The following is a 14015-nucleotide window of genomic DNA, read 5'->3' as shown; positions in this document are numbered from 1 at the left end:
ATGTTAGGATTAAAACTTCCAACAGATCCTCGTTGGGTAAATATTGTAGAAAAAAACATTGAAGAAATATTAACTGACCATGCATTTTGTGAGCAAAAAGCAACAAGTACAGCTATTTCTTTAATAGTTAGCTTTCCTGAATATACAGAGCTTGTTCAAGAAATGACAGGTTTAGTTACTGAAGAAATGAGTCATTTTAAAATGGTACATGATATCATTATTGAACGTGGTTACACCTTAGGTAGAGATAGAAAAGATGACTATGTTGTACAGCTAATGAAGTTTTTCCCTAAAGGGGGCAGTCGTACAACTCAATTGGTACATAGATTACTTTATGCTGCACTTATTGAAGCTAGAAGTTGTGAACGTTTTAGATTATTATCTGAAGAACTTGAGGATAAAAAATTAGCAAAATTCTACAAAAAATTAATGATTAGTGAAGCTAACCATTATACAATGTTTTTAGGCTTTGCTAGAAAATACGGAGATCGAAAAGAAGTAGATCAAAAATGGAATGATTTACTAGACTACGAAGCCCAAATAATGAAAGACCTTGGTAAAAAGGAAACTGTTCATGGGTAATTTAAAGTATATTACTAGAAACCTTATCGTAATATAAACTCTTAATTATACCATCAGAAAGTCCAATTTTTGGTACATAAATGTGTTTCGATTTACTCCATTTCATTGCTGAAAGATATATTCTTGTCGCAGGAATAATCACATCTGCCCTATCATGATTCAAATCTAATTTAGATATACGCTCTTCATAAGAATAAGTTTGCAATGTTTTGTAATAGTTTGACAAATAGAAATATGTCAATGGCTTACCTGCTGCCTTTCCAGAAATTTTAAAAATCTTATTAATATTTCCACCAGAGCCTATAACATCTATTTTATCATAATCACTTGTATGCTCCTTAATCCACTTTTGTAAATTAGTCCAGGTCTTTTTCTTAACCATATCGTTAAGCAACCTAACAGTACCTATTTTAAAAGACTTAGATGCTACCTTCTGTGCTCGATGAATTACTGAAAACTCTGTACTACCTCCTCCAACATCTACATATAGATAAGTTTTATTTACATCTAAAAAATCATTTAAGTCTGTAGCTGCTATAATAGTAGCTTCTTCTTCTCCATTAATAATATCAATTTCTATCTCTGAATGTTTAAAAACAGCATCCACTACTTCACTCCCATTTGTTGCTTCTCTCATAGCCGAAGTAGCACAAGCTTTATACTTAACAACATTATGAGATGACATCAATAATTTAAAAGCTAACATAGTATCTTTTAAACGGTTTTGATTTTCAACAGATATTTCTCCTTTTAAAAACACATCAGCTCCAAGCCTAATAGGCACTCTAACTAAAGAGCTTTTTTTAAACCTAGCTGGTAAAGAATCTTCTTGAATAACGTTAGATATTAATAATCTAACCGCATTAGAACCAATATCAATAGCTGCAAATTTTTTTATGGATAGCATTAATGTTATATAATCTAGATTAAGTACTCAAATATATACTTCTAAAAGAAAAAAAACTATAAATCCTTAAGCAATCATCTAAAATGTTTTGGAAATAAAACCAAGTCAGTCTTTCCAGGTTTAAACTCTGACCAACTAGAAATATTAAATGTTATAGAAACGAGTCCTGATGTTGGTATATTATCTACATGAATATCTCCATACAAGTTTACAATCGATGTTAAAGCATAGTTATGTCCAAAAATTATAACATTCTCATAATCATCACTAATAGATTTAATAAAATTGATAACATTATTGCCTCCAAAATCATATAATTCATCTTCAAAACTTACTTTTTCTGATGAAAATTTTAAATTTTTAAGAAAAATATTACATGTTTCTCTTGTTCTATTTGCTGTACTACAAAACACAAATTCTGGCTTTATTCCGCTAACTTTTTCTAAACCAGAAATCAACGTAGCGTCAGCAATACCGCGCTTTTTTAAAGGTCTAAGCTTATCGGATACATCATATTTCCATGATGATTTTGCGTGTCTTATAAAAGTAATCCTTTTCATTTACTGTCGTTTAAATGCATATTTTATCGATTAAATGTTGTTTTTTTCCGTTTTAACGAGTATTTTAGCCCTTCAACATTTAAATTTGTTTACAAAACTGCTTATGAGTTGTTTTGTTTATATATAATTAAAGAATGATGACCCCAAATCTAATTCAAACTATTAATCCACAAACACTTAATACAAGTGTACTTCCCTCATTTAATAATAGAATTGGATCATTAAACCCATTTTGGTTAATGACTAATTATGTTATAAGATAATTAAATAAATTATTTTTTGTCGCTATAAACGCGATATATTTTGCTATATAAACCATTAAGGTATGAAAACAACAGCTACATTATTAATTTTGATGTGCTTCAATGTACTAAGTGTATTTAGTCAACAATCACTAGAACTATCTATAAAAGAGAATAGTGATGAGCCTACATCTAAAACCGAGCATTATTATCTTTTAGAAGTAAAAAACACTTCTAGACAAACAGAAATTTTTTCTATTGCTGCTCAAAACTCTGTATGTTCAGATAATGAACGTTCTGCTCAAGTAGAGCTAATTCAAGATATCTTTAATAAAGATAAGAGAACTGCTCTTAGTAGTATTTCTTTAAGAGCTGGTGAATCATACCAATTTTATGTAAAAATTTCAAGATCCCAAAATACTAAATTAGACAAATGGAACTGTACAAACATTAGTGCTGTATCTAGCTCCAGAGTACAATTAAGTAATGCCATTACTATAAAGACTTTTATTCCAAATCCAAAAAACTTTAATTAGTAAGACCCAATTAATCCAAAACAAAATTAGGACTTATGAAAACTGCTATTAATCATAACAAACTAAGTAAGGTAATATTATTTATTGCCTTTTTGTCATATTCGCTTGTAAATGCTCAAGTACTTGACCCTTTTACTGCTCGTTATAATGAAACACTAAAAGGTGATGTTACAATTATTGCAAACAATATGCTATCTAGAACCGCTACTGGTAGTTACACTGGTAATGACGGTAATCACGATTTTACTAATAATGTATATGTAGATATTGATAATGACAATTCTACATTCAATTCTAGTAGTGCAAATTTTGCGAATCCAGAACCACAATTAGTGTGTTTATCTATTAAAAAGGCACTTCTATATTGGGCTGCTGCAGATAGAGAACCTAGTGAAAATGGGGATAATCAACCTAACTGGAATTATAACGATGTAAAACTAATGTTACCAGGTGAAGCTGCATATTCTACAATTACAGCTGATGATGTAATTTTTAGAGGTCGAGATACTCACTTTAGTAATGACCCATACATTTGTGTTAAAGATATTACTTCTTCTGTTGTTGGATTATCAGACCCTTATGGAAAATATCAAGTAGCAAATGTAGAAGCTAAAACAGGTAGTTTAACATCTCACCCAAGTGGTACTACTGGTACTTCTGGAGGATGGCAAATTGTATTTATTTATGAAAGTCCTAAGCTTCCATCAAAAAACATTAGTCTTTTTGATGGTTATGCTCACGTAACTAGTTCTACAAATAACTTCGATATTGATTTTAGTGGGTTTCAAACTGTACCTACTGGTAATGTAAGCGCTAATGTTGTTATTGGATCTTTAGAAGGTGATAGAGATTTAAGTGGTGACAGATTACAAATTAGAAATACGTCTAACAACTTTGTTAACATATCTTCTACTCAAAGAAGTTCATCAAACTTCTTTAACAGTAAGATTACAGTTGATGGTGCAAATTTTGTAAACAGAAACCCTGCAAGTACAAATACATTAGGTTTTGATGCTGCAGTGTTTCCTTTATCAAATAGTAACAATTCTATTATTGGAAATAATCAAACATCTGCTACGCTTAGACTTACTTCAAACCAAGAAACTTATGGTCTTTATTTAGTTGGTCTTTCAGTAGATGTATGGGCTCCAGACTTAAATCCAATTCATATTACTCTAGACTCAGGAAACAACCCAGCTAATCCTGGAGATATAATTGGTTTTGATTTTAGTGTTTTAAACTCTGGAAATGATAATGCTGTAAACTTAGAAATTACAACTACTCTGCCTCCACAAGTAACTTATAACCCTACAGCTTTACCAGCAGGAGTTACATATTCCTATAACTCTAATACTGGAGAACTTACTTTTTATATAGATGATGGTATGGTAGATGTTGGAGACCCAAGTATTAATTTAAACTTTGACTTAACAATTCAAGATGAAAGTTACTTTTTAGAAGAGAATTGTGATTTATCATTTGATTTACAATTTACTGCTACTTATAATGGAGTACAAAACCCTAATCAACAAAACACTTTAAGTTCTGCTGGATTGGATGCATGTAATATTGGTAATTTAGAACCTTTAACTATTAATATTATAGAACCTGTAGCAACCCCTGTAATAAACTATACACAAAATAATATTTTATGTAATGGTGAAAGTACTGGTGAAATTAATGTGACAGTAAGTGATGGAGTTGCTCCATATACTTATAGTTGGACTGGTCCAGATTCATTTACTGCTAATACGGAAGATATCACAAATTTAGCAGCTGGTACTTATAATTTAATTGTTACCGATTCTAATGTTTGTGGAGCTTCTACTGTTCAAACTTCAATAACGATAACAGAACCTAATTCTACAACTTGTGATATTCATGTTTTTGATTGTCCTCCTCTTTTAACAGATACTTGTGCAGATACAGATACAGGGACTACAGTTTCTTGGACTCCACCAAGTTTCACTTATGAATGTTGTACAGCTGTCACTGGTGATGACTATTCTTTTTATGTAGAGTTTGATTTACCTGAAAATTCAAATGATTGTTGGGAATATAATAGAGTTCAACGTATTGGTAGTAATAATTTAAGACTCTTTCAATCTAATGGAGCTAATGTCGATTTTACTACTCCACTTCAATATTTTGACAATACTAATGGAACACCTGTAAACATGGATATGATTGTTCCAAGCGGAACTTTTGATTGGATATTACAAGTTTTAGATGGAACTAATATTATATATACACAAACTGTTACAGGAATAGCAAGTGATGGACTGCAAACAATAACAATTCCTAATACTGTTCCAAATGGAGCATATAAATTAAAATTTATTTTTGATGACAATGGAACAAATCTAGGAGCTAATAATCATATTGAAGTTGACAGAATTTATTATAATGCGACTTTACTTGATGCCGATTGCGCTGATGGAATTAATTTTGTAGTAACTTCTACTCATAATCCTGGTGACTTTTTTAATATTGGAAACACAACAGTAACATATACAGCTACCTATACACCTACTTCAGGTGATCCAGTTGTTTTAACATGTGATTTTGATGTAACTGTAATAGGTATTAATACCACGGAAATCACTAGTAATCACATAGATGTATCATGTTTAGGTGGTAATGATGGTTCTTTTTCAGTTAGTGCTAGTGGAGGTTCAGCTCCATACAGTTTTAGTTTAAATAATATTAACTTTGATAATACATCTGGAACTTTTACTGGATTAAGTGCTGGTGTTTATACTGTCTATACTAAAGATAGTAATGGTTGTGAAGATCCATCTCCTATTCAAATTACAATATCTACTATTGATACTGAGGATCCTGTTATAACAGCATTAACACCTATAACAATAGAAGGATGTGATGAAAATGATATTACTGCTTTAACTGCAAGATATCCTTTTAGTCTTACTCAATCTAATGATATACAAGATACTTATATAACTACAGGATATACAGCTTCTGATGATACTGAAATTAGTAGTATAACATATATAGACGTAATTACACCTAATTCAAATTGTCCTTTAGTAATAACTAGAACTTACACAATTGCTGATACTTGTGGTAACACGAGTACTGCTACGCAAACTATTACTGTAGTGGATACTACTGCACCTACTATCTCTGCGCCTGCAGATGTAACTGTGGAGTGTGGTGATGATACATCCTCTGCTAGTAATGGAACTGCTACTGGTTCGGATACTTGTGGTGATGTAACTATATCGGAAAGTGATGCTACTGTAGATAACTGTGGAAATACACAAACTATAACACGTACTTGGACGGCTACTGATGATTGTGGTAATACGAGTACTGCTACGCAAACTATTACTGTGGTAGATACTACGGCTCCTGCTATCTCTGCGCCTGCAGATGTAACTGTGGAGTGTGGTGATGATACATCGTCTGCTAGTACTGGTGTTGCTACTGGTTCAGATACTTGTGGTGATGTAACTATATCGGAAAGTGATGCTACTGTAGATAACTGTGGAAATACGCAAACAATAACACGTACTTGGACGGCTACTGATGATTGTGGTAATACGAGTACTGCTACTCAAACTATTACTGTGGTAGATACTACTGCCCCTGCTATCTCTGCACCTGCAGATGTAACTGTAGAGTGTGGTGATGATACATCGTCTGCTAGTACTGGTATCGCTACTGGTTCAGATACTTGTGGTGATGTAACTATATCGGAAAGTGATGCTACTGTAGATAACTGTGGAAATACGCAAACAATAACACGTACTTGGACTGCTACTGATGATTGTGGTAATACAAGTACTGCAACACAAACTATTACTGTAGTGGATACTACTGCACCTACTATCTCTGCGCCTGCAGATGTAACTGTGGAGTGTGGTGATGATACATCCTCTGCTAGTACTGGAACTGCTACTGGTTCGGATACTTGTGGTGATGTAACTATATCTGAAAGTGATACTACTGTAGATAACTGTGGAAATACGCAAACTATAACACGTACTTGGACGGCTACTGATGATTGTGGTAATACAAGTACTGCTACGCAAACTATTACTGTGGTAGATACTACGGCTCCTTCTATCTCTGCACCTGCAGATGTAACTGTAGAGTGTGGTGATGACACATCCTCTGCTAGTACTGGAACTGCTACTGGTTCGGATACTTGTGGTGATGTAACTATATCGGAAAGTGATGCTACTGTAGATAACTGTGGAAATACGCAAACAATAACACGTACTTGGACGGCTACTGATGATTGTGGTAATACGAGTACTGCTACTCAAACTATTACTGTGGTAGATACTACTGCCCCTGCTATCTCTGCACCTGCAGATGTAACTGTAGAGTGTGGTGATGATACATCGTCTGCTAGTACTGGTATCGCTACTGGTTCAGATACTTGTGGTGATGTAACTATATCGGAAAGTGATGCTACTGTAGATAACTGTGGAAATACGCAAACAATAACACGTACTTGGACTGCTACTGATGATTGTGGTAATACGAGTACTGCAACACAAACTATTACTGTGGTGGATACTACTGCCCCTGCTATCTCTGCACCTGCAGATGTAACTGTAGAGTGTGGTGATGATACATCGTCTGCTAGTACTGGTATCGCTACTGGTTCAGATACTTGTGGTGATGTAACTATATCGGAAAGTGATGCTACTGTAGATAACTGTGGAAATACGCAAACTATAACACGTACTTGGACTGCTACTGATGATTGTGGTAATACAAGTACTGCAACACAAACTATTACTGTGGTAGATACTACGGCTCCTTCTATCTCTGCGCCTGCAGATGTAACTGTAGAGTGTGGTGATGATACATCGTCTGCTAGTACTGGAACTGCTACTGGTTCGGATACTTGTGGTGATGTAACTATATCGGAAAGTGATGCTACTGTAGATAACTGTGGAAATACGCAAACAATAACACGTACTTGGACGGCTACTGATGATTGTGGTAATACGAGTACTGCTACTCAAACTATTACTGTGGTAGATACTACTGCCCCTGCTATCTCTGCACCTGCAGATGTAACTGTAGAGTGTGGTGATGATACATCGTCTGCTAGTACTGGTATCGCTACTGGTTCAGATACTTGTGGTGATGTAACTATATCGGAAAGTGATGCTACTGTAGATAACTGTGGAAATACGCAAACAATAACACGTACTTGGACTGCTACTGATGATTGTGGTAATACGAGTACTGCAACACAAACTATTACTGTGGTGGATACTACTGCCCCTGCTATCTCTGCACCTGCAGATGTAACTGTAGAGTGTGGTGATGATACATCGTCTGCTAGTACTGGTATCGCTACTGGTTCAGATACTTGTGGTGATGTAACTATATCGGAAAGTGATGCTACTGTAGATAACTGTGGAAATACGCAAACAATAACACGTACTTGGACTGCTACTGATGATTGTGGTAATACGAGTACTGCAACACAAACTATTACTGTGGTGGATACTACTGCCCCTGCTATCTCTGCACCTGCAGATGTAACTGTAGAGTGTGGTGATGATACATCGTCTGCTAGTACTGGTATCGCTACTGGTTCAGATACTTGTGGTGATGTAACTATATCGGAAAGTGATGCTACTGTAGATAACTGTGGAAATACGCAAACTATAACACGTACTTGGACTGCTACTGATGATTGTGGTAATACAAGTACTGCAACACAAACTATTACTGTGGTAGATACTACGGCTCCTTCTATCTCTGCGCCTGCAGATGTAACTGTAGAGTGTGGTGATGATACATCGTCTGCTAGTACTGGAACTGCTACTGGTTCGGATACTTGTGGTGATGTAACTATATCGGAAAGTGATGCTACTGTAGATAACTGTGGAAATACGCAAACTATAACACGTACTTGGACGGCTACTGATGATTGTGGTAATACGAGTACTGCAACACAAACTATTACTGTGGTGGATACTACAGCTCCTGCTATCTCTGCGCCTGCAGATGTAACTGTGGAGTGTGGTGATGATACATCCTCTGCTAGTACTGGAACTGCTACTGGTTCAGATACTTGTGGTGATGTAACTATATCGGAAAGTGATGCTACTGTAGATAACTGTGGAAATACGCAAACAATAACACGTACTTGGACGGCTACTGATGATTGTGGTAATACGAGTACTGCTACTCAAACTATTACTGTGGTAGATACTACTGCCCCTGCTATCTCTGCACCTGCAGATGTAACTGTAGAGTGTGGTGATGATACATCGTCTGCTAGTACTGGAACTGCTACTGGTTCGGATACTTGTGGTGATGTAACTATATCGGAAAGTGATGCTACTGTAGATAACTGTGGAAATACGCAAACTATAACACGTACTTGGACGGCTACTGATGATTGTGGTAATACGAGTACTGCAACACAAACTATTACTGTGGTGGATACTACAGCTCCTGCTATCTCTGCGCCTGCAGATGTAACTGTAGAGTGTGGTGATGATACATCGTCTGCTAGTACTGGTGTTGCTACTGGTTCAGATACTTGTGGTGATGTAACTATATCGGAAAGTGATGCTACTGTAGAGAACTGTGGAAATACGCAAACTATAACACGTACTTGGACGGCTACTGATGATTGTGGTAATACAAGTACTGCTACGCAAACTATTACTGTGGTAGATACTACTGCACCTGCTATCTCTACACCTGCAGATGTAACTGTAGAGTGTGGTGATGATACATCGTCTGCTAGTACTGGTGTTGCTACTGGTTCAGATACTTGTGGTGATGTAACTATATCGGAAAGTGATGCTACTGTAGAGAACTGTGGAAATACGCAAACTATAACACGTACTTGGACTGCTACTGATGATTGTGGTAATACAAGTACTGCAACACAAACTATTACTGTGGTAGATACTACTGCACCTGCTATCTCTGCACCTGCAGATGTAACTGTAGAGTGTGGTGATGATACATCGTCTGCTAGTACTGGTATCGCTACTGGTTCGGATACTTGTGGTGATGTAACTATATCGGAAAGTGATGCTACTGTAGAGAACTGTGGAAATACGCAAACTATAACACGTACTTGGACTGCTACTGATGATTGTGGTAATACAAGTACTGCTACGCAAACTATTACTGTGGTAGATACTACGGCGCCAACTGTAGATGTTAACGCTAGTAATATTACAATTGAATGTGATGGTAATGGAAATAATGATGCTATTCAAAATTGGTTAGACACTAATGGAGGTGCTTCTGCTTCTGATACTTGTGGTGATGTAACTTGGACAAATAATTACAACGGTGCAACTTCTGATTGTTCTAGTCCAGTTTTAGTAACATTTACTGCTACAGATGAATGTGGAAATACAACTTCAACATCAGCAACTTATTCTATTCAAGATACTATTGATCCTACCATTGATACACAAGCTACAGATTTAACAGTTGAGTGTGATGGAAATGGTAATATAAATGACTTAAACAATTGGTTAAACAACAACGGAGGAGCTATAGCTTCTGACGATTGTTCTTCTATTACATGGTCTAATGACTTTACTGTAATATCTGACGATTGTGGTCAAACTGGTTCTATTACTGTTATATTTACTGCTACTGATGGTTGCGGAAATAATACATCAACTAGTGCTACATTCACAATTCAAGATACTACTGCTCCAAATATTGATAATGTATCGGTAGATTTAACAGTTGAATGTGATGGAAATGGTAATATTGATGAGTTCAATAATTGGTTAAATACTTTAGGTGGAGCTAATGCTTCAGATGAATGTTCAACTATTACTTGGACAAATGATTACATTAAGTTTATTGATACTTGTGGAACTACAGGAAGTGCTACTGTAACTTTTACTGCTACTGATGAATGTGGAAATGAAAGTTCTACCACTGCTACATTCACAATTCAAGATACAATAAGCCCTATATTTGAAGCTCCTTCAGATGTTGAAATATTCTTAGATGAAAACTGTGCATATGATGCTTCAACAAGCATAACAGGTGAAGTAATGAACCTATCTGACGATTGTTCTAATAACTTAGCTGCTACTTATTCCGATTCTATACAAGACGGAATTTGTCCAGGAACATTTATTATAACTAGAACATGGTCTTTATCTGATGAATGTGGAAATGTTGCCAATGATCAAATACAAATTATAACAGTTTCTGATAATATCGCACCTACTGGAACAGCTCCAGATGGTCTATTAAACGCTGATGTTTGTTTTGGAGATGCACAAACAATCTTCCCGTTTGATCCTAATAAAGTTGCTGGAAACTATTCAGACAATTGTGGTTCAAACATAACGGTTAATCTTACTAATACATTATTCAGTGGTAACAACTGTGGTTGGACATTAGAATACGTGTTTAATGTTGTTGATGAATGTGGAAACAAATTAAATGATCAATCTATACAATATTCTGGTAGTGATCAATCTGCTCCAACATTTACTGTACCTAATGACATTTCAATTGAATGTGATCAAGATGTAACAGATTTAAACATTACTGGAGATGTGACAGATGAAGCTGATAATTGTGATTTAGAAGTTCAAGTAACTTATACAGATGCTACTACTGATGGTGCGTGTGCTGGTGAATATACTTTAACGAGAACATGGACTGCTACTGATGACTGTGGTAACTCTACTACTCATACGCAAACTATCAATGTACAAGATACTACTGCACCTACCTTTAACGAATCGTTACCTGTAGATGCTACAGTAGAATGTGATAACGTTCCTACTGAAGATACATTAACTGCTACTGATAACTGTGGTGATGCAACTGTTACTTTCAACGAAGTAACTACTGATGGTGCGTGTGCTGGTGAATATACTTTAACGAGAACATGGACTGCTACTGATGACTGTGGTAACTCTACTACTCATACGCAAACTATCAATGTACAAGATACTACTGCACCTACCTTTAACGAATCGTTACCTGTAGATGCTACAGTAGAATGTGATAACGTTCCTACTGAAGATACATTAACTGCTACTGATAACTGTGGTGATGCAACTGTTACTTTCAACGAAGTAACTACTGATGGTGCGTGTGCTGGTGAATATACTTTAACGAGAACATGGACTGCTACTGATGACTGTGGTAACTCTACTACTCATACGCAAACTATCAATGTACAAGATACTACTGCGCCTACCTTTAACGAATCGTTACCTGTAGATGCTACAGTAGAATGTGATAACGTTCCTACTGAAGATACATTAACTGCTACTGATAACTGTGGTGATGCAACTGTTACTTTCAACGAAGTAACTACTGATGGTGCGTGTGCTGGTGAATATACTTTAACGAGAACATGGACTGCTACTGATGACTGTGGTAACTCTACTACTCATACGCAAACTATCAATGTACAAGATACTACTGCACCTACCTTTAACGAATCGTTACCTGTAGATGCTACAGTAGAATGTGATAACGTTCCTACTGAAGACACATTAACTGCTACTGATAACTGTGGTGATGCAACTGTTACTTTCAACGAAGTAACTACTGATGGTGCGTGTGCTGGTGAATATACTTTAACGAGAACATGGACTGCTACTGATGACTGTGGTAACTCTACTACTCATACGCAAACTATCAATGTACAAGATACTACTGCACCTACCTTTAACGAATCGTTACCTGTAGATGCTACAGTAGAATGTGATAACGTTCCTACTGAAGATACATTAACTGCTACTGATAACTGTGGTGATGCAACTGTTACTTTCAACGAAGTAACTACTGATGGTGCGTGTGCTGGTGAATATACTTTAACGAGAACATGGACTGCTACTGATGACTGTGGTAACTCTACTACTCATACGCAAACTATCAATGTACAAGATACTACTGCACCTACCTTTAACGAATCGTTACCTGTAGATGCTACAGTAGAATGTGATAACGTTCCTACTGAAGATACATTAACTGCTACTGATAACTGTGGTGATGCAACTGTTACTTTCAACGAAGTAACTACTGATGGTGCGTGTGCTAGTGAATATACTTTAACGAGAACATGGACTGCTACTGATGACTGTGGTAACTCTACTACTCATACGCAAACTATCAATGTACAAGATACTACTGCACCTACCTTTAACGAATCGTTACCTGTAGATGCTACAGTAGAATGTGATAACGTTCCTACTGAAGATACATTAACTGCTACTGATAACTGTGGTGATGCAACTGTTACTTTCAACGAAGTAACTACTGATGGTGCGTGTGCTGGTGAATATACTTTAACGAGAACATGGACTGCTACTGATGACTGTGGTAACTCTACTACTCATACGCAAACTATCAATGTACAAGATACTACTGCGCCTACTTTAACCACCGAAGGTTTTGAAAGTGAAATTACTGTAACGTGTGGTGATATTCCAGAAGTTCCAAACTTAGAATTTGAAGACGCTTGTTCTTCTAGTATGACTGTAGACTTTGAAGAAACATCCACTTTTGATGGAACTGATAGTGATTATGAGATTTTCAGAGATTGGACTGTAACTGACGAATGTGGAAATACTGAAATCTATACACAAACAATTATGGTAATAGTTCAAGATGATGTGACTGGATCGTTTACTAATCTTTGTATTGGTGATAATTTTGAATATGATTTATTTGAATTATTAAGTGGTGATTACAGCTTAGGAGGTACTTGGACAGTAACAACTGGAAATGCAACTTTAGATGGAAGCTTATTTAACCCTTACGAATTAGAATTAGGAGAATATTCATTCACTTATAGTGATACAGAAAGTGCTTGTCCTAGTGACACAGAAGTATTTATTACTTTAAATGATGATTGTATTGTTTTACCATGTGGTGAGGAAGATGTTGAAATATCAAAAGCAGTAACTGCAAATGGTGATCAATGGAATGAATATTTTGAAGTAACTGGAATTGAAGACTGTGGATTTGTAATTGAAGTTCAAATATTCAATCGTTGGGGAGCTTTAATTTATGAATCTACAAACTACCAAAACGATTGGAATGGATATGCTCATAAAAGTTCAGTTGGTGGTTCTAATAAAGTACCAACAGGAACATATTATTATATAGTAAAACTCAAAAATAGTGGATTGAAACCATTTGCTGGACCAATCTACGTAGGAACCAAATAAAT

Annotated in this window: 5 protein-coding genes; 3 read left to right on the top strand and 2 right to left on the bottom strand. The window is 35.7% G+C overall.

Annotated features, from left to right (window positions below; genetic code table 11):
• On the top strand, positions 1 to 582 hold the full coding sequence (locus ACLII3_RS13830; RefSeq protein ID WP_412984815.1) for a tRNA-(ms[2]io[6]A)-hydroxylase: 582 nt from the start codon (positions 1 to 3) through the stop codon (positions 580 to 582).
• A gap of 1 nt (position 583) precedes the next feature.
• Here the strand turns inward: ACLII3_RS13830 and ACLII3_RS13825 are convergent, their stop codons facing one another.
• Positions 584 to 1489 carry a Ppx/GppA phosphatase family protein gene (locus tag ACLII3_RS13825; RefSeq protein ID WP_412984814.1) on the bottom strand — a complete coding sequence of 302 codons (906 nt, stop codon included), beginning with the start codon at positions 1487 to 1489 and terminating at the stop codon, positions 584 to 586.
• A gap of 74 nt (positions 1490 to 1563) precedes the next feature.
• Positions 1564 to 2049: a SixA phosphatase family protein gene (locus tag ACLII3_RS13820; protein WP_412984812.1), complete on the bottom strand. Its 486-nt coding sequence runs from the start codon at positions 2047 to 2049 to the stop codon at positions 1564 to 1566.
• A gap of 325 nt (positions 2050 to 2374) precedes the next feature.
• Between ACLII3_RS13820 and ACLII3_RS13815 the strand changes: the two genes are divergently transcribed.
• Both ACLII3_RS13815 and ACLII3_RS13810 read left to right on the top strand, forming a co-directional pair.
• Positions 2375 to 2827 (top strand): hypothetical protein, encoded by a 453-nt coding sequence (locus ACLII3_RS13815; RefSeq protein WP_412984810.1) that lies wholly within the window; start codon positions 2375 to 2377, stop codon positions 2825 to 2827.
• A gap of 35 nt (positions 2828 to 2862) precedes the next feature.
• A complete protein-coding gene (locus ACLII3_RS13810; RefSeq protein WP_412984808.1) occupies positions 2863 to 14013 on the top strand; it encodes a gliding motility-associated C-terminal domain-containing protein in 11151 nt (3716 codons plus the stop codon).
• Positions 14014 to 14015: the final 2 nt, after the last annotated feature.

Origin of the sequence: Pontimicrobium sp. IMCC45349 (assembly GCF_047219225.1) — a bacterium.
Classification (GTDB): Bacteria; Bacteroidota; Bacteroidia; order Flavobacteriales; family Flavobacteriaceae; genus IMCC45349.
The sequence above is the reverse complement of the archived record's forward strand: the minus strand, read 5'-3'. Positions and strand labels throughout refer to the sequence as shown.